Origin of the sequence: Paenibacillus sp. FSL M8-0212, from assembly GCF_038004645.1 — a bacterium.
Classification (GTDB): Bacteria; Bacillota; Bacilli; order Paenibacillales; family Paenibacillaceae; genus Paenibacillus.
This window is the reverse complement of the sequence record NZ_JBBORP010000001.1, coordinates 352,490-378,134: the sequence shown is the minus strand read 5'-3', so window position 1 is coordinate 378,134 and position 25,645 is coordinate 352,490. Positions and strand designations below refer to the sequence as shown.

Genomic DNA, 25,645 nt, shown 5'->3' with positions numbered 1-25,645 from the left:
AGGATATAAGACCTTTGGAAGTTACCTGAAAGGGGAACGAACCGAAGGTCTTTTTTTATTTTAAAGAAGAATTTGGAGAAATTCTGCACATAGTTGAAACGAATTTCGGATTAACTTTGGGGACAGTGTCATATGGTTATAGAGACGGGAAACTGGAAGGACCTCAGTAATATTAAGTTGCACCAACGATGTATTATAGGAGGCGTTGTTTTGTGAAAGATCCGCAACTTCGTGCTTACGCCCCTTTTGTGGGGCCGTTTGATCCTTGTCCACCAGTAGAGATTCGGACGTATCTGGTACCTCCGCAATTATTTATTCCATTTCAGCCTATGGGCTGGCCACAGTACAGTCCGGCAGAAGCATTAAGAGTGGGGACGTTATGGCCTGCATTATACAGCCCTTATACACCAGCGAGATCGAAGGGAAGGAAGGTGGATGTGGATGGAACCTGAAGGAGCAAAAGCGTGCGATACCCAATACTATGAGCTGCTGGAGGAGCTTCAGGCTCTGGATTTTGTATTAGTGGAGCTGAATCTGTACCTGGACACCCATCCTGGGGATTATCAGAGCATAGAGCAATATAACAAATTCACGCAAGAACGTACGCGGGTGGCGCAGGAGTTTCAACAATTGTATGGACCACTGATGAACTTTGGTCATGCCTTCTCCAAATATCCGTGGGAATGGTCTCAGACGCCCTGGCCATGGCAAGTGTGACACATCAGCCTCAGGCTTCCTTGCATGACTTTAGGGACAGGAAGCCCGAGGGTTAGAAGAATGGCTGTATTTTGATAACGTAGAGGGAGGCGTCTTACATGTGGGTGTATGAGAAAAAACTGCAATATCCCGTAAGGGTTAGTAAATGTGATCCTCGCATGGCGAAATTGCTGATGGAACAATATGGCGGTGCCGATGGGGAGTTGGCTGCTGCCCTTCGATATCTGAATCAGCGTTATACGATTCCAGACAAGATTATCGGTCTGTTGACGGATATTGCTACAGAGGAATTTTCTCATCTGGAGATGATTGCCACCATGATCTACAAGTTGACCAAGGACGCATCGGTGGATCAATTGGAAGAAGCGGGACTTGGGCCGAACTATGCTCAACGCGATTCTGCCTTGTTTTATACCAATTCCTCCGGTGTACCCTTTACGGCTGCCTACATTGCTGCAAAGGGTGATCCGATTGCGGATCTGTACGAGGACATTGCAGCAGAAGAGAAAGCTCGGGCTACATATCAATGGTTGATCGACCTGACCGATGACGTGGATCTGCAGGATAGTCTGAAGTTTCTAAGGGAACGCGAGATCGTTCATTCCTTGCGTTTCCGGGAGGCTGTAGAGATCCTGAAAGACGATCGGGAGACAAAGAAGATATTCTAAACGTTTGATATAAAGGCAGAAATTTGGCAGTCCATAAGGGCTGCTTTTTTGTATGAAAAGATAGTATTATTAAATAATTAAATTTAAAATAAAATTACATATAATTATATAATTTACAAATATTGTTTTAAAATACATTCGCATATTATACAATTAAATTGTAGTTAAAAACTCTATTAGGAGATGATCATTTTGAGACTTAGTAAAGTTATTATGTTGACTGCATGTTCCTTTATTCTGACCACTTCCATTTCAAGTGCTGGTGTGTCTGCGGCAACTATTCAACCGAATACCAGCACAAGTGTATCAGACGTAGTATCTCCTATGCTTGAAAGTAAATTTTTTTCTGTAGTGCATTATTACCCTGTAGGTTTTGGAGTACCACAATATCTTACGGATTATGTTACGCCAGACGGCTATGTAGGCACCTTGGTGTTGTCTAGTTATCATATTGTTGATGGAATTGTTGCTGCAAGATACGAAGGGACCGTTTACAGATAATCAGAAATGGTAGATTAAACTTCGTTTTCAGATTCTTATAACAAAGTTTTTGTGAAATTTTAAAAGTAGCAGTTCTCAAGATTGACTAATCTTGGGACTGCTACTTTCATTTAGAGCATCTTTTTCAGATGAATAGATACTACAGTTGTATGCTGACGGTTTCTTCACCAGGGCTTACATAATTAACACTTACTTTATTGGAAGGCACAGAGTGATATCCTCCGGTTTGTCCACTGCCCCAACTGCTATATATCAGATTGCTTCCTGAATAGTATCCTACAGTAATATCGTGCCAGCGCACATTTTTAATGCTTGATCCTGTATTCATATTCTCGGGTTTTTGACCAATGGTGGTCATTCGTTTTACTCTCATCCCTGAACCGCTTTTATCCCAGCCACTTACCCCGCCTCTTACAATCGTCGTTGTTAGCTGTTCGCCAGTCGTCGTGATTCCTGATACTGCCAACGTACATTCATTGGGATTCGTCACATAAAATTTCATATAAATGTCCTGATTTGAACGATAGCGAGTGTTAGGAGCAGGCACCATGAGTCCATTTGCTAACGTTGTGGGGGCCCAATTATCAAACGCTGTGCTATATTGTAGACCTGCATCTATCCCATTTCCGTTAGATCCCCAACCTCCCAAGTATACATAGGGAACATCTGTCGATACATTACCTTTTACGTATGGGGCACCTGGGATGGTTACATACGTACTTAACCAGCTGTATCCATTATTTGAGAAGACTCTTCGATAAGGACCGGAACCTCCGATTGGATTAGGCACTTCGGCAGTGGGCGAAATTTGTGTGTCATCTTTAACGGCAGATGCTGAAAAATCATTCGTGGACACCCCGGGACCAACAAGTTCTTTTCCGGATGCGCTTTGATAGACATTGTTCTCAACCAGATCATATACTTCTGTCGTCTCTTTGAGTTCCATCTTGTTAGAGTAAATGGCACCGTCTTCTGTGACATAGATGACATTTTCTCGATCTTCTTCGTCAAGCCGGGCCATCACGTCAGCAATTACTTCTCGCTCATTTCCTTTGATAGATGAATCGATGTTGACTTCGATCCTTTTTTTGAGTTCGTTGTTCATGGTGATCGTGTCCATATTACCATCTGCGAATACAAGATTGACTGGAGTTAATAACAAAGCTAAGGATAATAATGAAGTTAGTGATTTTCTTATCTTCAATCTAAAAACTCCCTCTCTCAAATGGAATGTGTGTTGAATAATGACCAATGAATTTAACTACGTTTCATGCAGCAACTCAGGATAATGGTAGATATGGATCGTACTTGAACATAAACATCTCCTTTTATGGATTTTAATTACTTCTAAATCATATCTTTTGTGTAATAATATGTAAGTGACTATTTTCACATAAAAAGGTAATAAATCTTCAATGAACGTTATAGGTAGAAAATGAAGAAACAAAAAACCATCTCCAGTAGTGGTACCAGAGATGGTTTTATTGGATTTTGAAGTGTATACCTAATATTCAACCACCATGGCAACATTTTGCCACCCGGCTCCAACGGTCCAGAACAGAACTTTGTCACCACGCTGAATCTGACCGGTTGTAACCGCTCGATGTAATGCGATGAATGGACTGCTGGTTGAGGTGTATCCGAACTCATCTCCGATATAGACGGCAATATCATCACCAATGCCGACGTTCTCGGATACAGCCCGAATGTTACTGATGGATAGCTGGGAGAAGCAGGCGGCTCTGATCTCATCTGGTCCAATCTCGTTACGTGTCAGCAACGTACGAATGGACTCCGAAGCGGCGTCCACACAGATCGAATCATCAAATGGGATGAATTTCACATGAAAGGCACCCGCATCTACACCCGTTTTGCCCAGCTTCGCCAAGCCTTCAGCAGGAAAGAGTGAATTACCATACACACAGGTATCCGTCTGATAGATGGAATCAATGAAACCGACAGCATGTTCATCCCGCTCTACAATAACCGCCGCTGCTGCATCACCGAAATTGGCGAAGTATACGGGATCATCGGGACTGGCGTGAGGAGCCACGTAATCGGAGCCGATGATTAATGCCCGGCGAATTCGAGGATTGCCCAGCATCTGCCGGCTAACCTGTTCGAAAGCAGCGGTCATGCCTGCGCAGTTGGCGTTACTGTCAATACAAATCGTGTGGGAAGCTCCGTTAATCAGGCGATGAATCATCAAGGAATTCGTAGGAAAGATGTATTCTGGCGTTTGGCTTGCATAAGCAATCAGATCAATATCTGCACCGGTGAGTCCGGTTTTCTCCAGTAGGTTACTGGCTGCCTCAAAGGCCATGCTTAGTGAATTTTCGTCATCGTTATCAATTTTATAACGTGTATCACGACCAAGTGCCTTTAACAATCCACGAATATCTACACCTCTTGCATCAAAATGTTCAATATAAAAATCATTGTGCACCTTGGTTGCAGGATGATAGATATCGATATCTACAATACGAATTCCGGCCATCTTCATTCTCCTCTTGAGCGGAAGGGTGAATTCACAGCTTGTCCGCCTGGTTTATTAAGTGGTAACGGTAGATATGATTTCGAGATTGTCCAGGCCAACAGACCGACCAAGTCGGGACAATTGCATTTTTAGAATCGCGTTGTTCTCGAGGGTCAACACGACTTTTTTATATTCATCTTTTTTGAACATTTGAAGGCAGCCTTCCAGAAGAGGAACAATCTCCGGCGCAGTAACATTCAACTTTTTGCAATCGATGTTCAGGTCATACTCCTTGGTGTTAAGAGGAGCGATCGTATCCTGATATGCCGAGATGGAACGCAAACCGTCTTCTTGAGAGAAAGAACCCTCCAGTTCAATGTTTAACACCTTGTTCGGAACGTCAGTCTTCAGAATGAAATTTCCCATGCTTGATCTCTCTCCTTTAAATGAGTTAAGGCTATCCTGCTAATGGATACACAGCCCCATAGGACCTCTGCTGAAAGCTTCTAAGATGAGAGCTGGTTCGAAGGATAATTTAACCATATTATAAAGGTAGGAATGTAAAAAGATCAATAAAAAAGTCGAATCATGTATAAAAATGTAGAAAAGTGAATTACTGTATTTCATCCAAGGTAGCAAGCAAAATATTAAATGCGCTAATAATGCGTGGAGCACCCACACAGGGTGCCAGATGTAGCAATATTCCCTTGAGCTGATCCACCGTTACTCCCACGCTCAGAGCCATTGTGTAATGTACCCCCAATTGTTCATACTGTCCTTGGGTGATCAACGAAGAGATGATAGCAACTTCCTTCCATTGATCCGTAATCGTGGTACGCTGAAAAATATCCCCGTATGCCGTCCCCATAATAAATTCCGACAATTCGGGAAAATGTTCTTTGATGGGTGCAAGGGCTCTTGCGCCGTACTCACCAGAAAGTTTTGCGAAACGGTCTAGTCCCTGAGCTACATGTTCACTCATGATCTACTCCTCCTAATTCAAAGTTACGGTGCGGTGAGCCGTGGGTGGAATTTCATCTCGATCGGTCAGAAGCTCAATAACAGTTACCTGATTCAACGTCTGGGCTGTGTTCAGCGCAGATGAGAATTCAGCAAGGGTTTCTGCTCGAAACGCAACCGCACCGAGAGATTCGGCGAATTTGGCTGCATCCATAGGAACTTCATATAATGTGCCATCAATTCTGCCTGTTGTTTTTTCCATTCCTTTGAGTGCCATGTCCAATTGTTTGTTGTTAACGACAATGAAAATGACATTCAGGTTGTTGCATACCGCAGTATTGATCTCCGTCCCCAGCATCATGAAACATCCATCCCCGGTGATACATACAATGGTCTCTTCAGGTGAAGCGGCCTTTGCACCTATCGCCATACCAATGGCGTTCCCCATGCAGGCAAAGTACGCGTCAAACACAAAGCTGCCTGGTTTCTTGACTTTATATCGCTGAACCGCATGGAATCCATGGCTGCCATCATCGACAAACAGCTTATGATCGTAAGGAAGAAGTTCACTCATCCCGTCCAGCACAGAAGCCAGAGACAGGCGGGGCAGATCTGGTAATGGGACAGTGTAATCCATGGGTGTCGTGGTTCTCACAGGAGTAGGGAGGTCTTCTAATGTGCCCAGCAAATATTGCAGGTTGTCCTTCAAATCACCGGTGATATGTAAGGTTTGAGCGCTCAGAATCTTGCCTACGAATGTAGGATCAGCGTCAAATTGAATGAGGTGTACCGGATGATGTTCAGGCTTCAGATTGCAGAGGGTCATGTCACTCAGACGTGAACCGAGTACGATATAAAGGTCACTTTGGTTCAGCATGTCGTCTGCATGCGGGAAACCTCCAACACCACAAGGTCCATGGTATAGGGGATGGTCCCACGCAATCGCTCCTTTTCCACCAGGAGTAGTAATGACGGGAATGTTGAACGATTCGGCCAAATGAAGCAATTCATCATGGGCTCTGGCGCGACTTACACCTTTACCAGCAATAATTAAAGGGCGGTTGGATTGTTGAATGAGAGGAAGAATGCGATTCAGGTTAGATACGCTAAGCAGAGGTTCCGGTTCGGGAATGACAATCCGGCATTGGGATAACAATTCAGTCTGTACGTCAAAAGGAATACAGAGGTGAACAGGGCCTTTATTAGGGCCGAGTGCAATGGAAAGGGCATGATTCAGCAGTGTACCGAAGTGATCTCTACGCTCAACCAGTTTGCTGAATAGCGTAGCAGGCCTGAACATTTCGGCCAGATCAGCCAGATAGGAAGAAGAATCCTGACACTGGGGGAGTCCCAGTTCCTGAATGGATTGATGACCCGTAATAAACAGTACAGGCAGATTGTTGGCCTTTGCATGGGCTGCTGCAGTAAGAAGATTGGTTCCGCCTGGACCGGATGTGGCAAAGGCAACGCCGAGCTTACCTGTCTGTAATGCATAACCGGATGCGGCAAAACCTGAGCTGGATTCATGACGGCCTGGAATGAACTCTAATCCGTAATCCACCATTTTCAGTACAGCAGGACAGATGGATTTACCAATAATACCAAAGACATGAGTAACGCCTAGATTACGCAGAGTTTCTGCCAAATAGTCCGCAACTGTTCTCATGCGGGACACCTCGCTTCATGAAATAGGTTATTAGAACCAGACGCATATTCCATTTGTTGAATGCAAGTTACTGTCTAAGGTTGTAAGAGGAAATATTCATTGTTATTAGGAAGAGTATCTTTTTTTGTGGTTTTTTGTCAACCTGTTTTTGTGAGTCTAAATTCCTGATTCTTAAGTTGGTAACGCTTTAAGTGTTGCTGGATAAAGTAAAAATAATTGGTTATATATACCTGAAACGAATTACCCAATCGCAACAAAGTTACAAATAATGTAAAATAATGACTGTAAATGATGAATTTCAGCCACTAATAGCGACTTGAAAGTTTGAGATTTATCTTTTTTCGTATCAACGCATCATCGCATTCGCATTTCTTTGCTTTCTGCTATACTGGAAAGGAATTGGGAGGGGATGGAATGACAGTCATCAAGATGGCTCTGATTGGGCTGGGTAAAATGGGATTACATATGGTGCATCTAATCGAGAATACGAAGATGGATACTAAGATTGAGATTGTAGCGGTGTGTGATGCGAATGAGGACGATTTGGCGTCTTTTGCAGCTTCTCATCGGGGAGTTAGGACGTATACGGATTACAAGCAATTGATGAATGAACATCAGATTGATCTGTTGTATGTTGCAGTTCCACCGAAATTTCATTATCCGGTGGTCATGGAAGCGCTGGAGCGCAAAATTCATGTGTTCTGCGAGAAACCGCTTGCCAATAGTGTAGAAGAAGCCAAAGAGATGCTGGATGCAGCGGAGCAGGCGGGCGTTGTTCATGCCATCCATTTCTCGATGCCGCATGAACCTTCCGTGCTGAAGTTGCAAGAGATGATTAAGCAGGGGACTGTGGGGGCCGTTCGCAAAATAGATCTGATTCTGCAATTCCCGCAGTGGCCACGATCATGGCAACAGAATGCTTGGATTACGAGCCGGGAACAGGGTGGATTTATTCTTGAAGTAGGGATTCACTGGATTCATATGATTCAAAAGGTGTTTGGTGCCATCCGGGTAGTGAGCACTCAGGTTCAATATCCTGAGAATGGAGACTGTGAACTAGAAGTACAGGCTGCAATGGAACTGGAAGACGGGACTCGAATTCAGCTAAACGGCATCTCTCAATTTGCGGGGGAAGAACGTGTATCCATGGTGGTGTACGGTACAAAAGGCACAATTGCTCTGGAAAATTGGGAGGAATTGAAGACGGGTATGGTGGGACAGCCACTGTCTCGAGTAGAAGTGCTTGAATCCGCCAGTGAATTGCCGGTTCTTAAACATGTCATTGCCCGTATACAAGGCAAACCAGCTAAGATATATGATTTTAACGATGGGTATCAGGCACAATTGATACTTGAAGCGCTACGGAACACGGAACAATCGAGATAAGAAAAGGAGTGCTTAGGTTTTTTCATATGAGGTGCCCGGTGCACTTTTTCCTGATTCAGCTCTCCTTAACACAAAGAAGCATCGCAGAGGCTCGGGTGAGTCTGTCTGCGATGCTTCTTTCCTTTGATATATGTTCATGATAGAGCTATATTGACATTCTATCGGTATGTTGATTCAGTTCAAGCCAGCTTGAATTGCTTAACCAGCTGATCAAGTGCATCGGACATTTCATTCAACTGCTTGGACGTGTCAGACATTTCCTGCAGAGAAGCAAGCTGTTCCTCCGTCATCGCAGATACTTCTTCCGTGGCTGATGCAGTATCCTCCACAACAGCCGATACTTCATTGATGGACTTCATCACAGCCTCACTACCGGAAGTTAACTCTTCGACAACAGCAGATACCTCGAGAATTTCACCACTGAGGTTATGAATATGCTGAGTAATGGTTGAAAAAGCATTACCTGCATCCTCAATGGTCCGCAATCCTTCATTCACATGTAGAGTGCTCTCATCAACCACCTGCACCGTACTTTGAACACCTGTTACCACGGTTTCCAATATACTTGTAATCTCTTTGGCTGATGTTGCACTTTGGTCTGCAAGATTACGGATTTCCGCGGCAACGACAGCGAAGCCGCGTCCATTTTCCCCAGCGCGGGCAGCTTCAATTCCGGCGTTAAGTGCAAGCAGATTGGTTTGTCTTGCAATACCCGACATTGAATCTGCAATGTTGATCACTTGATCAGACATCTTCGAAATTTCATTAATGGCTCCCTGTACAGAGAGGAAGGATTGCTCAATGGAACTCATTTTACCTACAGCATTATCAATGCGCTGTTGCCCATCCACGGCAATGGATTCGGTACGAACTGCACGGCCTGCCACGTCACTTGCCGAGGAGGCGACACGATTAAGCCCGTTGAGGGATTGTTGCATCGCAGCTACCATGGTTTGCGTAAGAGCAACCTGTTCATCAGCACCTTCAGCCACGCGTTCCATGGCAGTGGCAACTTCTTTTCCTGCAAGATGGCTATCGGCAACCCCTTTATCCAATCGATCCGAAGCTGTGCTCAGAATCATGGCATTGCTCTGAACGTCCAGCATCATTTGCTGCAAACCAGTGAGCATTGTATTGGCTGCCTCCGCGAGTTCACGAGTTTCGTCTTTCATTGGTGTAGCGATTCTCAGTGTCAGGTCACCATTGGAAGAACCGATGTCATTTAATGCCTGCTCCACGGTACGAATGTTTCTAACAATGGCACGTGACAGGACCAATGCAGTGATGAACGAGATGATGGCCACAACGATAAGTGCCCCATACAGTTCCAAGTTCAGTAGTGTGTTTTTTTGCTTCAGCGCTTCTGTACGGTTATCGGTTAACGTATGCTCGTTGGTTCGAAACGTATCGAGAGCAGTGCGAATCTGGTCCATGTCTCTTTTACCTGGATCATCTGCGAAAAAATCTCGAATGGCCTGCGTATTATTTGCTTGGCGAAGGGCGACCACAGGTTCACCAGCGACCTGGACCCAGTTCTCCATAGTAGTATGTATGTCTTCCAAAAGTGCAAGTTGAGCCGGATTATCCGAAATTAAAGCCGCAAGTTCATCTCTGAGTGTAATAAGTTGCTCTTTTCCCTGGGTGTAAGGATCGAGGTAATTGTCCTGACCCGTGATGATGTAACCGCGTTGACCTGTTTCCATATCTACCATGTTTCTTTCGAGTTCATAGGTGAGGGCATGTACCCTCATATCGTGATCGACCAGAAAATCCAGTTCCCGTTGGAGCTGACTTGTGCTGTTCTGGATCAGCAGGATGCAACCAGCCAGTACAGCCAGTACAAGTAAATATCCTAATCCGATCTTATAAAAAATCTTAAAGGTCTTTCGCTTTTTCATGTTTGTTATTCCTCTCTATGGGGTATATGTAGTTGTCGAAAAAACCGGAAATGTGATAATTGTAGGTCTTTAGATTAGGTGTCTAAAGCACTATTTTTTTAGTATTATACGTAAAGAAACTTCTTTTGTATATAGTTTGTTGAACTACAATATAACGTTTGGTTGATGTTGTATAAGGTTGGGGTTGATGATCTTTTACATTCGTTGGTTTACACGTTCAAACGTTATGTTTATCATGGGAAGGGAACGATTCCAATTACATATACAATATCCCAATCCGAAAGGAACATTGGACATGAATAAAGAGAAGGTTTTGCTCAAACCGGAAGCGATGATTTTTGACATGGATGGTACGCTGTTCCAGACAGAGACCCTGTTGTTGCCAGCTTACCAGCAACTATTTGATACATTGCGTGCCGAAGGGCACTTTGAAGGAGAAACTCCACCCGAGGAACGGATGCTGGGAAGTTTGGGCATGTTGCTCGAAGATATATGGAAAGTGGTTATGCCTGAGGCATCGGAAGCGGCACATCGCCGGGCAGACGAACTGTTGCTTCAACTGGAGATTGAGGGGCTTGATCAAGGAAGTTCCCAATTGTATCCGGGTGTGAAAGAAACGCTGCAAGCCTTGAAACAACAAGGAGTGCGTCTTTTTGTCGCAAGTAACGGGCTGGAGGACTATGTAAAGGGTGTAGCGTTTGCACACGAGATTATGCCTTTCTTTGAAGGGGTATACAGTGCAGGCCAGTACAAGACTCCTTCCAAAATTAATCTGGTGCAGATCCTGCTTGAGAAACATCGTATTCAGGACGCATGGATGGTAGGGGATCGCTCTTCTGACGTGGAAGCTGGTAAAATGAACGGTCAGGCGGTCATCGGCTGTGCCTATGCCGGGTTCGGTCGTGATGAGGAGCTTGCGGGCTCAGATGTGCTCATCTCTGATTTTACAGAACTACTGCGTCTGTATGATGAAGCAGAGTAGCCTTTACGCTGCATACGTATACTGAGATTTAAGATTACGAACCACATGATATGAACCTGTAGACTCAACGGAAATTCGTTGAATACAGGTTTTTTTGTTTGGTCATGCAGTCACATTCTCCCCTGTAGAAAGTTGATTTCCCTATCCCGCTTTCCTCCATATTCCCTCTATACTTCATTCAAAAGCTATAGGGGGTCCGATTCTGGTGAAACCATCCAAAATACATGCCTATATGTTCATCTTTCCAAGTCTTTTTCTAACTCTTGTATTCGGGATCTATCCGCTGTTATGGGCGCTGCGTTACATGTTCTATGATTATCAAGGCATCGGAACGCCTGTCTTCATCGGGCTTGATAATTTTGGACGCATTTTGCGTGACGGGCAATTCTGGGATTCTGTAGGCAACACGGGTGTGTATGCCCTGGGCAAACTCGTCGTTACGATTCCACTGTCGTTAACTCTGGCGATTATTCTGAATCGTAAATGGAGAGGGCGATCCCTGTTTAGGGCGATCTATTATCTTCCCACTATTTTTAGCGCTTCGGTCATGGCGATTGTATTCTTTATTATTTTCAACTCCTATAACGGAATATTGAACCAATTGCTGCTTAAGTATCATGTGATCTCCGAATCCATTAGCTGGCTTGGGGCTGAACATGCGATGTTAACAACCATCATCATCGCCATCTGGGGGGCTGTGGGCAACTATATGTTGTTGTTCATTGCGGGTCTTCAGAGCATTCCTGAAGAGCTTTATGAGGCGGCATCGCTGGATGGAGCGAGTGAGTTTCAGAAACTGCGGAATGTAACGATTCCGTTGCTGGGTCCTGTCTTGCAGATGATCATCATGCTGGCAATTACCACGGCGCTGAAAGGTTACGAGAGTATTATGGTACTTACCGAAGGGGGACCGTATGGCAAAACAGAGGTGATGTATCTGTATTTGTTCAAACTGTTGTTTCCCGTGTCGGCTGACACCCAATCACTCCAGCAGCTCGGTTATGGCAGTGCAGTCGGTTTCACAACGGCTCTCATCGTTGGGGCTGTGACGCTCATTTACTTCCAAATATCCAAAAAGCTCAACGATGTCTATTAAACTGAAAAACAGACTTTTTGAACACGTATAAATTATCAGGAGGAAACGATGATGACTCAAAAAGTACTTGCGACCTCAGGGTCTCCCCAACTCATTCGCTGGACCAAACGAACGGTACTTTGGCTGTTTTTGATCGCAATCGCTCTGCTGTCTCTGTTCCCCATCATACTTGTATTACTCGGTTCCTTCAAAACGAACCAGGAATTGACCGGAGGAGCCACCATCTGGCCGAAGATTTGGCAGTTCTCCAACTATGCTCAGGCTTGGAAAACCGCCAATTTTTCGGGTTTCACGATTAACAGCGTGTTTGTTAGCATCAGTACAACAATTGGCACGCTGCTGGTAGCTTCGATGTCAGCCTATGCTGTGGATCGAGTGAATTTCAAAGGTAAAAAGGGATACACCCTGCTCATGGCATCTACTCTGTTTATTTCCATAGGCGCGGTCGTACTGCGTCCGCAATTTGACCTCATGGTCAAGCTGGGACTGAATACCACGTTATGGGGCGTTATTATTATACTGATCAGCGCACATGCTGCCACATACTTTATTCTGATTGGTTTCTTCAAGAGTATCCCGCGCGAACTGGATGAAGCGGCGATGATTGATGGCTGTAATTTCTTCACCACATACTGGCGAATTATTCTTCCACTCCTGCGGCCCGGACTCGCCGTTGCAGGTCTGGGTGTATTCCAGAGTTCATGGAATGAATATATTCTTCCTTTTGTGTTCACCATGAGCAATCCGGACTTACAGACTTTGCCCGTTGGGCTGGCTAATCTGCGATATGGCATCGGAGCTGCGGCTGAGGTCCAACTGATGATGGCCGGAGCCTGTCTGTCCATTTTGCCGCTGCTCATCGTTTATATTTTTGCTAACAAATCATTCATGCAGGTGACCTTGGGAGCTGTGAAAGGATAGGCGTGAGCACAATCATGGAAACGGTTTTACGGGTAATTCCACTGTGCTATACTCATTTTAATTCACAGCGGACGGGCCAAGCCGTGTTCAAGGAGCGAGCGCCGATGATATTCGACTTTTATAAAATGTCCCTGAAAAAAAGAATACAGCTGCTGTACATTTTTCTCGTTGTCTTATGCATCAGTGTGACCGGGATATGCTCTTATCTCTTTGCTGCACGAAGCATTGAGCAGAATGCACTTGAACTGAAACAAAGCATTCTGAACAAATCAGTGCAGGTTATGGATGAACATCTAAGGCATATTGTTGTATCCTCTTTTTCTTTTATGCTCAATGAAACGTTCACCCAGGTCATGAAGGACGTGGGGAAAAATAACACATCTCATTATTATCAGAATCTCTCGCTGCTGCAAACATCGTTTGCTCAATTGAAGCTCGTAGAGCCACTGATTGATACCGCATATCTGAAAACACCTATCGGTGATTTTTTCTCGACCAAAGATTTTCCGAATCGCAATCACTCGTTCGACAGGGAATACGGACGCTATGTGAAACTGCAAGGCTGGAATACGATGTGGTTTGGTTCACATCAGAGTCAGTTATTTCAATCCCGAGGAAATGTGTTATCTCTGTTGCTCAAACCCATTGTGATCGATAATCATACCTATTCGAATGTATATATGGTCGTCAATATGAAGGAAGAGGCGATGCGGGACATTCTGACGCAGGATCTCATGAATAACCAGATTCAACTGTTTTTGCTGCACAAAAACGGAAATGAAGTCATTCGGCCCAAGTCCCGAAATTACGATTTCATTATGGAGCCTGACTTCACCCAACAGTTTAGCCGTGACGATGCTGGGGATTTCACCTACAGAAACGATCAGGGGGAGGACATGCTTGTTAACTATTCGGCATTGTCGATGAACGAGGATTGGGTCATGGTAAGTGTACAGTCCAAGGCTGACTTGTTGTCTCCCCTACAAAAGATACGCTGGCTGATCATCCTGATCATGTTGTTTTGCATTTTACTCGCACTCGGGTTGTCCAGTCTGGTGGCCTCCGCTCTGCTGAAGCCACTGAACAAACTGCGACGCCTGATGGTTGAGGTGGAGTCCAATGATCTGGATGTACGGTTTCGCAGCAAGTATGACGATGAAGTCAGCGCTGTAGGGCATCGTTTCAATCGGATGTTGGACCAGATTCAGATTCTGTTTGAAGAAGTACGGACAACGGAGCAAGACAAACGGCGGTTTGAGGTCAAGGCGCTTCAGGCGCAGGTTGATCCTCATTTCCTCTACAATACGCTCAATACGATGTTCTGGAAAAGTGAAAGTGGAGAGAAGAAGGATGTAAGTGAGATGATCGTCTCCTTATCCTTATTATTCCGTCTGGGACTGAATGATGGCAAAGACATTACCAGTGTGGAGCAGGAGATCAAACATGTCGAACAATACATGCAGCTTCAGCAAAAATGTTACGAGGATCTGTTCGTTTATCGGATTGAGGTGGGGGACCCCTCTTGTTACGCTGTTGATATTTTAAAAATATTGCTTCAGCCCTTGGTCGAGAATTCCATCCTGCATGGATTCAATGACAAAGAAGATTTGGGCGTTATCCTGATCCGCATTGATCGTCAGGGTGACACACTACGGCTGGAGGTGGCTGACAATGGATGTGGTATGGATGTAGCCAGTATCTATGCTGAGGATGTTCCTGACGGGGGACGCAAGGGTTATGCCCTATCCAATCTCCATGGCAGATTAAGCCTGCACTATGGGGATGTGGCCACAATTGTGTTTCATAGCAGTACAGATGTGGGAACAACGGTTGTTATCACGATTCCGATCACCTGAGGAGGGGCAGTATGGGCCAATTGACGATGTGTGTTATGGATGATATCCAGGCGGTTGTAAAGGGCATATCTTCAACTATTCCGTGGGAAGATCATCAGGTTCGGATTGTAGGCACGGCGAGCAATGGAGAGCGCGGTTGGTCCTTGTTGCTGGAGCAGCAACCCGACATCGTGATCAGTGATATCAGGATGCCCAAGCTGAGCGGGCTGGAGCTAATGAAGCGGTCATTGGATGCCGGACTGCGGGCCAAATTTATTTTTATCAGTGGTTATTCGGATTTTCATTATGCACAGGAGGCCATCAAGCTGGGGGCATCCGACTATTTGCTCAAACCGTTTACCCCTGAAGAAATACTCGGTGCGGTGTTGAAGGTAAGACAGGTGATTAAGGAAGAGCAGGCACAGTGCAAACAGTTGGAACAGTTGGAGCAGAAGGTGGAGAGCAGCAGCCAGTACGAGCGTCACAGCTATCTCCTGGGCTTGTTGCGTCATGAAATCGGGGGCTTCCTGAATGAAAGTCGCTGGAACGAGCTGCACATTGATCTCGATTCATCCAATCTTCTCGTCATGGTCATCGAGGTGGATGGTTATACGCGATATGGATACACGATGCATCTGGATGCCGAAATCGTTCCTTTTGCGGTCCAAAATATTGTGGGAGAAACCTTGAACCTCTATACCAAGGGCGTTGTTTTACGGGAAAACCGATACCGGCTTGCAGCCATATTTAACACACCAAGCCACATAGATGTCTCCGAGATACTGGAGCAATGCCGCCAAAATGTGGAGCGGTTCAGCAAAAAAACAGTCTCGATTGGTGTTGGTACGATTGCCCGCAGACCACAGGAGATCTGGACGTCCTATGCACATGCAGATCAGGCGATATCCTATCGTTTTTACAGTGAAGGAAATTGCATCCTCCAGTATGCTGAACTGGAGAATCAGGCCTGTGTGGCTCCGGTATATCCTTTGGAGAAGGAGAAAGAGCTTTTTTACGCACTGAAATGTGGTAATGAGAGCACCTGTCACCGCATCATTGATGAAATTCTCGAAGAATGGCAGGTTTCCGAAGGTTTTCCCGAGCCGCTCACGATGATTCGTTTGCTGTCAGGACTGGCTTTTGCCATCTACCGTGCCTTTTGTGATGAGATTACAGCAGAGGAACGATTGCGTCTTGAGGCCGACCTGACAGTGCTTGAGGCGATGCGTTCCTTGACGTTTGAGGGCTGGAGGGGATATATCAAACATTTTAGCAGTATGGGTTGCGAGATTATGGACAAAAAACGACTCACTGATGTCAAACAGGCGATTAGCAAAGCACAGGAATATATCAGTCTGAATCTTGCAGAAAATCTGACGCTGCATGCCTGTGCCCAATCCGTGCATTTAAGTCCGAGTTACTTTGCCAATGCCTTCAAAAAGGAAACGGGCATAACGCCGATTCAATATATTACTAAGATGAGGATGGAAAAGGCAAAAGAGTTGCTGGTTGCAGGTGTACAGGTGCAAGAGATCTGCCAGAGGCTGGGTTATGAGGACAGGCCGTATTTCAGCGGTTTGTTCAAGAAATATTGCGGCATGACACCAACCTGCTTCCGGCAAATGTATGAGAATTGAAACCGATACGGATCGTCATTTTTCCCACCATGCAAAGTCAGAATGTCCCTCACCTCCATGAAAGCGTAGCGATTATCATTACGTTAACGGATAACCAAACGGGTTGTCCAGACAAGCATAAGGGGGCATATCAATGGTTAAAAAGTGGATGGTGACTACGCTGAGTGCATTGCTGGCGTTAAGTTTGGCAGGTTGTTCTGCTGACAGTGGTACTTCGGCAAATAGCGAATCGGGGACCAGCGGGGAGAATGCCGGAGGGAAAACCAAAATCATATATTGGACACCGGACCGCCATGATGCTGATTTTATGAAATCCAAGATCGATGAGTTCAACCAGACGAACAAGGACAACATTGAAGTGGAGATGACCGTGATGGGGGACAACTATCCACAGGCGGTCGATATTGCTTTTGCCAGCAAGCAGGCACCCGATGTGCTGCAAGTTAACGATTTTCAGACGTATTATCAGAAGGGGTATCTCGCCCCGATCGATGGATACATGAGTGATGAGATGAAGGCCGTGTTTAAAGACAGCTTGATTGAAAATAAAAACACGATTGATGGAAAAATATATTCCCTCCCCAATACAGGGCAGGTCTGGCGGCTTGTGTATAACAAGGATATTTTCAAAAAGGCAGGGATCGAGAGTCCGCCAAAAACGTTGGCTGAGATGGTTGCGGATGCCAAAAAAATTACCGAAGTTGGTAAAAGTGAAGGAATCTACGGTTTTGCCAGCCCGTTCAAGAGCAGCAGCGGTTTCTGGAGAGCAGCCAACACGATTGCAGGTGCAAGCAATAATGTTGGTATTGATGGTTACAACTACAAGACAGGCCAATTTGATTTTGGGATGTACAAGGATATCGCAATGGCACTTCGTCAGATGAATCAGGATGGCAGCATGCTGCCAGGGGTTGAAAGTCTGGACATCGATCCGCTCAGAGCCCAGTTTGCTCAAGGTAAAATCGGAATGTACATTAATCACTCTGGTGAACCAGGTGTATATAAAGACCAGTTTCCTACCAAAGAAAATTGGGCAGCCGCTCCTGTACCAACTAATGATGGAACGATCAAGGGCGCTTCGCAAGTCATCGGGGGCTCCTACATCGGCATCAATGCAGATTCTGCCAACAAGGAAGCGGCATGGAAGTTTATGGCGTATGTGTACAGCACGGATCTTCAGAGTGAGTATTATGAAAAGGGATACGGGATTTCACTGATTCCTGCTGTACTAAGCTCTGGTAAAAAACCAAGCATTCCGGGCATTGAAGGTTTCCTGCCCAAACGTTATGATGCCATTTTCCCGGCAAATCCAAGTGTGGTGACTGAGAGTTCACTGGAAGGAAATAAATGGAGCGATGCATTCTCCATCTATGTATTCACGGGTGGTGATCTCGATAGTGTAATCAAGGATCTGGATACGAGATACAATGCAGCTCTGGACAAAACCAAAGCAGCAGGGCTGACCAATATAACTGCTGATCCATCGTTTGATTCTTCCAAACTTCAGGGTAAATTGTCCACAGAAGACTAATAAACGTTCATAGCGGCCGTGGTTTAATCACTTCGGTCGCTTATTCACAAGGAAAGGGGAAAAGCAAAATGATTATTAATCATGCGTCGATCGATGCACATATCGTGAACGAAACGAGTTCCCGGAAGATCTTGGGTATGGGCGGTACATTAATGATGGTGGAGGTCACCTTTGCTAAAGGTGGTATTGGAGAAGTTCACTCCCATGATGCGCACGAGCAGGTCAGCTATATCGTCAAAGGCAGCTTTGAGGTACAGGTCGGTGAAGAAATTCGCATCTTAAAAGCAGGGGACAGCTTTTATGCCGGTTTTAATGTCCCGCATGGGGTCAAGGCACTGGAGGACTCCGTCATTCTGGATGTGTTTACCCCGTTCCGTCAAGATTTTCTTGAGGCGTCCCAATGAGCGATTTTTACCTTTCGGCAACGGATCTGCAACGGGCTGCCCAATATTATGAAAAACATTTTCCGGAAGAAGCCCGAAATTCGCTCACGATTGCCAATCGTGCCATCCTGAATGAATTTATCGTTCCTTATACCAACGATCTGAATCGCTGGATTCCGATGGGGACACCCGTGGACTGGCTTCACAATCCAACCGATGATCTGGAGTTCACATGGGGCATCAATCGACACTGGCATATGCTCGATCTGGGAAAGGCATATCTGATGAAGGGCAATCCGCTATATGTAACAGCATTCATTGACCATTTTCGCAGTTGGAGGCAACAGAACCCTGTACCTGTAAATGTGGTTTACGACGAGGCCGTGTTCTTTCAAAAACCCGGTCCATGGCGCCTGCTGGAGACGGGACTACGCGTGCAGTCCTGGATATCGGCATATAAATATATGGAAGCGAGTCCGCTGCTGGACGAAGGTTTTCAGGCGGAGTTTCGTCAAGGTCTGGACGAGCACGCCGAGTTTTTGACCCGTTACCTCGGCAGCACGGAAATCAATCATGCCATTATGCACATGCAAGGCTTGTTCATGATTGCTACGTTCTACCACCAGCACCCGCGAAGTGCATACTGGCGTCAAGTGGCGATGGAACGTCTTGAGCTTTGTTTGCTGCATCAGTTGGGTGAAGAAGGGATACAGGTTGAACTGACAACACATTACCACAATGCCAGCATCGAGATGTTTGGCACGCCTTATCGGTTGGGCGAGATTTCAGGGCATCCTTTCTCGGCATGGTATGCCCGCTGTCTGCGCCAAATGGCTGCATTTACTGAGGCGCTGATCCGACCAGATCATCAGTCTACCGGTATTGGTGATTCGGATTGGGTTGGTGATGGACGACAACGACTGACCCTGCTTGGCGCGATCCTGGATGATGATGAATTGATGGCTCGCGGAACGGATAGCTCAGAGTGTCTCTGGTTGCTGGGTGTGGAGAAATATGAGCGATGCCTCAGACTACAGACTTCTTCTTCTCCGGCTTTGTCGAGCCGTGCTTTTCCGCAGACAGGATATTATGTCATGAGGGACAAGTATCAATATCTTTTTTTTGATGCAGCTGCCATGGGCGGAGCACACGGACATGCGGATGCGCTGAATGTGGAGTGGATGTGGAAGAACCAGCTTTTCTTCACGGACACCGGACGTTACACGTATGAAGAAGGGGAATGGCGGAGGTATTTCAAAAGTACACGGGCGCACAATACCGTCACGGTGGATGGTCTGGATCAGACACCTTATCTCTCCACACAGCAATGGGGTGAGCCGGAGGCTCAGGCCACAGTGCTACGTTGGGAGAGCAATGACAGCTATCACTTCATTGATGCTTCACAGGATGGATATACGCATTTGCCAGATCCAGTTACACATCGTCGGTGGATGCTGGCAGGGGCCGAAATTCCTATATTATTAATTGTAGATTGGCTGGAGGCAGATGCAGAGCATACGCTGGAGCAACGTTTTCACCTTCATCCGCAAGCGGATATTACACCGGGAATGAATGAAGCTGGAGAAATGACGGCGGATATGAGCTATGAGGCATCTTCCATAACGCTTACGATGCAATGGGTTACGGCAGGCATTGGGAAGGGAGCATTCGAGTTGACGGAGCAGCCCGGCTGGGTATCTGAGGTGTATGGTTCCAAGTCGGAAACATCGGTCATCCAGGGCAAGGCTGATTTCTCGGGCAAAGTGGGAATTCTGACGTTGTGCCTGCCCGCGGATCACACAGACCAGGTTACACGTATTACCACATGCCAACTAGAACCTGACCTGATGAGATTGACATTATCTTATGTGCAAGGTGAGGAAAAAGGGTATATTGTGATTGACAACGACACGCTGCAATGGACGAAAGAACAGAAATAAAAAAACAGTGAAGCAGGAGCAGATGCTCGCACTTGGCGAACATAGACTCCTGCTTTTTCTAATCCATTCACTTGACTTTCCTTTTTCTTTTTACTCTGGCGGATTTTTGCGAAACGGGCTTGGGAATGGCTGACTTTTTGGACATTCCGGGAGGTTTATTGCGATATACCCATAAGGCGTACTCCAGCGGTTGAGTGATGGCTTTATAATAGATATCCCGCTCCCCGATGCGAGCGAATACTTCACGCGCAGGTTTGGGATTAACTTCAAGCAGGTAGATACGTCCGCTTCTGTCAATCGCCAAATCCAGTGCCAGCTCACATAGGTCCCCATACGTATCTTCCAGAAACGAAGCAACATCAATGCCAAACGTTTCTGCAGTTGTGTTGATTTCTGCCCGGAGGTCGTCATCTTCGATCCATTGCTTCATGAGTCGGTTCATCGCTATTGCCTGACCGCCGCCATGCAGATTGGAGGTCACGCTTTTTTCTGCACCCATGCGTCCAGCACATCCAGTAAGCTCCCATTGTCCTTCACCGTTTTTCTGAACGAGCATGCGATAATCATGCACACGTCCATTCGGAAGCTGAAGTTGAATGCCCTTTTGTACAAGATACTTGTCTTTCATGTTCCAGTGCTGGAGCAACGCGCCAAGTCGTGATAAATGAACTTTACGTGGAGTGATGATACGACGCTTCTGATCCCGCCCCTGAACAAGCACCGTATTCGCTTCGCTACTGCTGCGTTCAATGCGCAGTATACCACGTCCGCCTGTTCCATTAATGGGTTTGAGATAGACCAGAGAAGAAACTTTGAGCATCCGGTTTACATCGGACATATCCTGAAATAGAGCGGTTTCCGGCAGGTGTTCACGAAAGTTAGCTTTTTGTAAAAGGGTCTGGTGGATGGTCCATTTATTGCGCAGTGGCCTGTTCAGAAAGAGCAGATGCCCATATTTCTCACGAAAGGCAAGCAATTGCTGGAACCTTCGGTTACGCTGAATCCGGCAACGATCAAAGATCAGGTCCGGGAATGATCGCCACTCCCTGGACCAGCCTTTTCCCTCATGAAAAACCATGGCTTCAATTTGTTTGCCGCCGGGGTGTACGTCGGCTGGTGTGAATACATAGATATCGAGTCCCCGCTTGCGCCCTTCAAGAATCATTCTGCGATAAACGCTTCGTTCTTCAAGAGCGCGATGTTCATTTAAGTACAACGTCATAATGCCCAGAACAGGTGAGGACACAAACAATCACCTTCTTTTTGCAGTATTCCTGTCTATCATCGTTTGGACTGACGGGCAAGATAAGCGCTGTAGTGAAATATACGTTCCAATGACCGCCGTCTGATCTGTGGTTCATCAAACTTCATGGGCTTTGCATTGGCTTCGAAGAACCAGAGTTCCCCCAGGTCATCAATGCCCAGATCCATGGACATTTCTCCGAGCGTGTAACCTGATCCCCGTTCTACCTGTCTTGCGATCATTAATGAAGTAGATTTCACACGTTTCATAAGGGTTGTAGACATTTCTTCGCCAAAAAGATCGGTCAGCAGCTTCTCAGGGTCTTCTACGCTCCCGCCGCGTGGCACATGAGTTGTAATGCTGCGGGAGCCAGCAAGTCTCGCTCCTACACCCGTTACGCTCCATTGGCCCTTGGTGTTCTTTTGTACAAGAACACGCAAATCGAAGGGGCGTTTACGAGAGGATGCCAGTTCAATGCCTTGTTGCATGATATAGGGCGTATGTCCGGTTTCTTTGCGAATTCGTGCCCATAACTTGGCAAGTGTAGCTGCTTTATAGGTCGTGCTTCTACGTGTGGTTTGTATTTTGAGTCGATAAGGAAGCCGTTCTTTTTCCTGGAATTTAAGCATCATGATTCCTTTGCCAGCTTTGCCGCTCTCGGGCTTAAGGTACAGATAGGGATACGCCCGTAAAACGGCACCCAGAGAAGAAGCACTTCGCATCCGCCGAGTGTAAGGGATCAGTTGCTGAGTCGATTTGGACTTCTTAAGCCATTCGAACAGATCCCATTTGTTAAAAAAGAATGGGTTATACAGTTCGATTCCTGATTGCATGCATTCGTCAATTTTGCGCTGAACGGAAGGTTTTCCTTCGTCTTCCCGGTTGGGAATACGATTGTACAGAACATGGGGAAGGGGGAAAGGTTGTGAAACCCACTTTCCACTCCCCTTGTTGTACGTATATCCTTTCACGGTGGGACCACTCACGTTCAGATCCCGTACAGTTACAATGTACACCACGTATCCCATGCTCTCGCCTGTCTGTAAGATATCCTGAAAATTTTGATGATTTCCCCTGAACATGCGCTGTTTATCATGCATGGTCAAAACAGCAATGACAGGTTTAAAATCATCATGGAGGGTCATCAAATCTCTTCCTTCTTCCGGAACTTGCTCAAATACAGGCAGTGTTCCAAGATGTGCTCCACCGACGATTTGCCCTCCACCCGGAGTGAAGGGTGACGGAAAATGGAGCGCCCGGGTTTGGCGTTCGCTTCGAACATCCATACATGTTCCTCCTGATCAATGCCCAGATCAAAGCCAATCTCACCAATCAGATGCTGGTGCTGGGTTTCAATCGCCTGGGCCAGTGTAATAGCGACGGATTTGGCCTGCTGAAGAACTTCTCCCGCACGATCGCCGAAGTTGCGACTGAGCGCCTGCTCAGGAGTCATTAGGGAGCCGCCATTTTTGATGTGTGTTGTGACGCTGCCACGTCCTGCCTTTTTGGCTCCAATCCCGACAACAACCCATTGATTGTTACCGTTTTTGTGCATGTGAAAACGGAAATCAATTGGACATTCATCAATCTCAATTAAACGTATTCCCTGCTGAACTACATATCCGCGTAGCTGTTTGCCATGTCTACCCTGAAGCATGCGCATCAGACTGTTGAAGGAACCAAAACGCAGGAGTGCATTACCGCCTTTTTTGCGATAACGTGCGAAATATCCGCGTTTCGGCGAATAAGTCAGGCGGTAGATCCCGTTCCCCAGACTTCCTGCAGTAGGCTTATAGTAAACGAACTGATGGCGTTCCAACATTTCCTTCATCTGTTCAACGGACGGATTGGTAATGGATTCCGGGATATACCGTCCTGCTGCCGGCTCGTTCTCCAGCAACGTATAGATATCCGATTTGTTGAAGAAGCTCCAGTTGAAAAACGGAATTTTTCGGCGAACAAATCGTTCCCGCAGCTGGTTGATGGCTGGTGAGAAGTCTGAACGACGACTTGGTAACCGGTTGTAGACAACATCGGGTAGAGGTACCGTTCTACGGGTGAAGCTTCCGTTTTCATTCAGAAAAAAACCGGATACCGTCTCATTCTGCCAATTGATATCCCGGGGAGTAAAGGCATAAATATAAGATTTTCGGCTGCCTTCACGGAGTAACTGTTTGATGAAACCAGTACGGGAACCGAATGGATTCGTGCTCGTCGCAGGCCCATCAGAGAGTACGCCGATCAGTGGACCTAGCTGGACCTCATCATTTTGCAAATTCCGGAGATAAATGCTGCCCCGTTTGGGAACGTTCATCATATTACGGATACCTGAAGCGAGATACAGATGTTTACCTGCTTTTTTGATTGGTTTGATCGTTGCAGGTACCCGGTCACGCCCGAAGCGAAGGTGCACCGTTTTTTTGCCGGACAGGTTGAGGCTCTTCATTAAAGCGTTGGATACATAAACCACTTTATCCGGTTGCTTGGTGAAATGCAGATTGCAAAAGGTCAAACTCATGATTTATCCTCCTATCCTGAAAAGATCCTTGGGCTCCATGGCAAGCGGGCGCTGCGGGCCTCAGCCGCCGTGAATCGGGATGGGTTTCAGGCCAGCTTTGCTGGATGTATTCGGCAATTTCATTGGACGAAAGACGTCCGTGAGAACATGTTGTTGCAACAGATAACGGGCATAGGCAAGCGGCCGGGTATAAGTCAGGGTATGCATGCGTCGGTCGCCCGCTTCTGCGAATGAGGTGCGGCCTGGTTTGGAGTTGACTTCAATTAGCCAGAGTTGGCCCTCTGCATCTGCTCCGAAATCAAGCCCCAATTCGGCTAACCTGCCGAAACGGCTCTCCAGCAGGGTGGGGATAAGAGTAGCAGTCTGCCGGATGCTCTTCAGCAGAGTTTCTGTGCGTGTCGTTCCATATCGCTGGAGCAGATATGCGTGGGCAGGATATGCTTTACCCCCACCGTGAAGATTGGACGTGAGTGAACCTTTGGGTCCTTCCCGTACCATACATCCGGTAAGTGTCCAGCGACCTTGCCCATTCTTTTGCATTAGAGCCCGTATGTCGAATGCTCTTCCATGATGGCTAAGCTCCAGATATGGCTGCACGATCATCTTACGCTCAGCCTGATGTAATGCTAGCCAGGAAGATACAGCCTGGGTATGGTTGAATGTAAGAAAAAAGGGTTCATTGTCCTCGTTACGCCCCTCCACGATCCATGTTGATGGAGTCGCTCCCCGAGACAGGCGAAAGGTATTTTTGCCATGAGTCCCGGATACCGGTTTGAAGAACAGTCCTTTGGGCCAACGGTCCAGCCATGTTTGCCAAGGAATATGCGATCCTATCCGGGTTGTGGGAGCAAGTTGAGATCTCAATTCAGGATTTCGGGACAACACACGATGTACCTCCCATTTTCCTGGAAGGGAAGCAGACCAATAACGGTGTTGATCTGTGCCGTTGGTTGGTATCCATTCCTTAAGCTGTTGTCTGACGTACCTGGAGATAGGGCGAAGACAACGATCCATAATGAGGTCGACTGCAGGAACAGGTACCGAATTCCACTTCCCTTGATGATAGACATATCCCCGTTGAAGAGGGAGATGGACTGCATCATTCGATATCGGGATCACAATAATCTGAAGGGCGTATCGCATGCTCCCCAAACTGAGACGACGGCAGAAAAGTTCATCTGTAAAGGGAGGTGAGCCTTCGGTTGCACGTACCAGAATGGCCAGTGTCTTGGTCTGAGATGATGGAAACATTACGCTGCACCTCTCCTCTATCAGATTTGTTTCCAA

The 25,645-nt window shown here is 46.4% G+C and carries 23 protein-coding genes; 13 read left to right on the top strand and 10 right to left on the bottom strand.

From position 1 onward, the window contains the following. The first annotated feature begins 212 nt into the window (after positions 1-212). The 4 genes from MKX68_RS01615 (at position 213) to MKX68_RS01600 (ending at position 1,886) form a co-directional block, all read left to right on the top strand. Positions 213-452 (top strand): spore coat associated protein CotJA, encoded by a 240-nt coding sequence (locus MKX68_RS01615; RefSeq protein WP_017689526.1) that lies wholly within the window; start codon positions 213-215, stop codon positions 450-452. Next, positions 442-717, top strand: coding sequence for a spore coat protein CotJB (locus MKX68_RS01610; RefSeq protein WP_036669913.1), 276 nt, complete (start codon positions 442-444; stop codon positions 715-717). Before MKX68_RS01615 ends, MKX68_RS01610 begins: the two co-directional genes overlap by 11 nt. 98 nt (positions 718-815) lie before the next feature. Continuing rightward, on the top strand, positions 816-1,385 hold the full coding sequence (locus tag MKX68_RS01605) for a manganese catalase family protein (protein ID WP_036669914.1): 570 nt from the start codon (positions 816-818) through the stop codon (positions 1,383-1,385). 192 nt (positions 1,386-1,577) lie between these two features. Further along, positions 1,578-1,886: a hypothetical protein gene (locus MKX68_RS01600; protein WP_340908590.1), complete on the top strand. Its 309-nt coding sequence runs from the start codon at positions 1,578-1,580 to the stop codon at positions 1,884-1,886. A gap of 139 nt (positions 1,887-2,025) precedes the next feature. Here the strand turns inward: MKX68_RS01600 and MKX68_RS01595 are convergent, their stop codons facing one another. The 5 genes from MKX68_RS01595 to MKX68_RS01575 all read right to left on the bottom strand — a co-directional run bounded on the left by MKX68_RS01595 (position 2,026) and on the right by MKX68_RS01575 (position 6,988). Further along, positions 2,026-3,090 carry a hypothetical protein gene (locus MKX68_RS01595; protein WP_340908589.1) on the bottom strand — a complete coding sequence of 355 codons (1,065 nt, stop codon included), beginning with the start codon at positions 3,088-3,090 and terminating at the stop codon, positions 2,026-2,028. 300 nt (positions 3,091-3,390) lie between these two features. Continuing rightward, a complete protein-coding gene (locus tag MKX68_RS01590) occupies positions 3,391-4,383 on the bottom strand; it encodes a 3-oxoacyl-[acyl-carrier-protein] synthase III C-terminal domain-containing protein (protein WP_338593289.1) in 993 nt (330 codons plus the stop codon). 54 nt (positions 4,384-4,437) lie between these two features. Further along, positions 4,438-4,788, bottom strand: a complete 351-nt coding sequence (locus tag MKX68_RS01585) for a hypothetical protein (protein ID WP_091032592.1) — start codon at positions 4,786-4,788, stop codon at positions 4,438-4,440. A gap of 187 nt (positions 4,789-4,975) precedes the next feature. Beyond that, on the bottom strand, positions 4,976-5,344 hold the full coding sequence (locus MKX68_RS01580; RefSeq protein ID WP_017689521.1) for a carboxymuconolactone decarboxylase family protein: 369 nt from the start codon (positions 5,342-5,344) through the stop codon (positions 4,976-4,978). A 12-nt stretch (positions 5,345-5,356) separates the two neighbouring features. Then, positions 5,357-6,988 carry a thiamine pyrophosphate-binding protein gene (locus MKX68_RS01575; RefSeq protein WP_340908585.1) on the bottom strand — a complete coding sequence of 544 codons (1,632 nt, stop codon included), beginning with the start codon at positions 6,986-6,988 and terminating at the stop codon, positions 5,357-5,359. 414 nt (positions 6,989-7,402) lie between these two features. On the opposite strand from MKX68_RS01575, the gene MKX68_RS01570 reads away from it, so the two are divergent. Next, on the top strand, positions 7,403-8,374 hold the full coding sequence (locus tag MKX68_RS01570) for a Gfo/Idh/MocA family protein (protein ID WP_340908583.1): 972 nt from the start codon (positions 7,403-7,405) through the stop codon (positions 8,372-8,374). Positions 8,375-8,553: 179 nt separating this feature from the next. On the opposite strand, the gene MKX68_RS01565 is transcribed toward MKX68_RS01570, so the two are convergent. Next, positions 8,554-10,272, bottom strand: coding sequence for a methyl-accepting chemotaxis protein (locus MKX68_RS01565; protein ID WP_340908581.1), 1,719 nt, complete (start codon positions 10,270-10,272; stop codon positions 8,554-8,556). A 295-nt stretch (positions 10,273-10,567) separates the two neighbouring features. Between MKX68_RS01565 and MKX68_RS01560 the strand changes: the two genes are divergently transcribed. From MKX68_RS01560 to MKX68_RS01525, 8 genes are all read left to right on the top strand, one after another. Beyond that, positions 10,568-11,254 carry an HAD family hydrolase gene (locus tag MKX68_RS01560; RefSeq protein WP_047844222.1) on the top strand — a complete coding sequence of 229 codons (687 nt, stop codon included), beginning with the start codon at positions 10,568-10,570 and terminating at the stop codon, positions 11,252-11,254. Positions 11,255-11,459: 205 nt separating this feature from the next. Next, on the top strand, positions 11,460-12,350 hold the full coding sequence (locus MKX68_RS01555; protein WP_338593306.1) for a carbohydrate ABC transporter permease: 891 nt from the start codon (positions 11,460-11,462) through the stop codon (positions 12,348-12,350). A gap of 51 nt (positions 12,351-12,401) precedes the next feature. Then, complete coding sequence (locus MKX68_RS01550) at positions 12,402-13,271, top strand: carbohydrate ABC transporter permease (RefSeq protein WP_340908578.1); 870 nt, start codon at positions 12,402-12,404, stop codon at positions 13,269-13,271. A 2-nt stretch (positions 13,272-13,273) separates the two neighbouring features. Next, on the top strand, positions 13,274-15,127 hold the full coding sequence (locus MKX68_RS01545; RefSeq protein WP_340908574.1) for a sensor histidine kinase: 1,854 nt from the start codon (positions 13,274-13,276) through the stop codon (positions 15,125-15,127). 11 nt (positions 15,128-15,138) lie between these two features. After that, positions 15,139-16,743 carry a helix-turn-helix domain-containing protein gene (locus tag MKX68_RS01540; RefSeq protein WP_340908571.1) on the top strand — a complete coding sequence of 535 codons (1,605 nt, stop codon included), beginning with the start codon at positions 15,139-15,141 and terminating at the stop codon, positions 16,741-16,743. Positions 16,744-16,876: 133 nt separating this feature from the next. Continuing rightward, positions 16,877-18,274, top strand: a complete 1,398-nt coding sequence (locus MKX68_RS01535) for an ABC transporter substrate-binding protein (RefSeq protein ID WP_340908568.1) — start codon at positions 16,877-16,879, stop codon at positions 18,272-18,274. 68 nt (positions 18,275-18,342) lie between these two features. Next, positions 18,343-18,678, top strand: a complete 336-nt coding sequence (locus MKX68_RS01530; RefSeq protein WP_310334030.1) for a cupin domain-containing protein — start codon at positions 18,343-18,345, stop codon at positions 18,676-18,678. Beyond that, the gene (locus MKX68_RS01525; protein WP_340908565.1) at positions 18,675-20,597 is read left to right on the top strand and encodes an alginate lyase family protein; all 1,923 of its coding nucleotides are present in this window, start codon (positions 18,675-18,677) and stop codon (positions 20,595-20,597) included. Before MKX68_RS01530 ends, MKX68_RS01525 begins: the two co-directional genes overlap by 4 nt. 67 nt (positions 20,598-20,664) lie before the next feature. Here MKX68_RS01525 and MKX68_RS01520 read toward each other — a convergent pair whose 3' ends face one another. From MKX68_RS01520 to MKX68_RS01505, 4 genes are read right to left on the bottom strand one after another with little or no spacing between them, the layout of a single operon-like run. Beyond that, on the bottom strand, positions 20,665-21,843 hold the full coding sequence (locus MKX68_RS01520; RefSeq protein WP_338593321.1) for a YheC/YheD family endospore coat-associated protein: 1,179 nt from the start codon (positions 21,841-21,843) through the stop codon (positions 20,665-20,667). A 35-nt stretch (positions 21,844-21,878) separates the two neighbouring features. Further along, a complete protein-coding gene (locus MKX68_RS01515; protein WP_338593324.1) occupies positions 21,879-22,985 on the bottom strand; it encodes a YheC/YheD family endospore coat-associated protein in 1,107 nt (368 codons plus the stop codon). Continuing rightward, a complete protein-coding gene (locus tag MKX68_RS01510) occupies positions 22,985-24,358 on the bottom strand; it encodes a YheC/YheD family endospore coat-associated protein (RefSeq protein WP_338593327.1) in 1,374 nt (457 codons plus the stop codon). The genes MKX68_RS01515 and MKX68_RS01510 overlap by 1 nt, the downstream gene beginning before the upstream one ends. Positions 24,359-24,418: 60 nt before the next feature. Next, entirely contained in the window at positions 24,419-25,609 is a 1,191-nt protein-coding gene (locus MKX68_RS01505; protein ID WP_340908562.1) for a YheC/YheD family endospore coat-associated protein, read from the bottom strand. Positions 25,610-25,645: the final 36 nt, after the last annotated feature.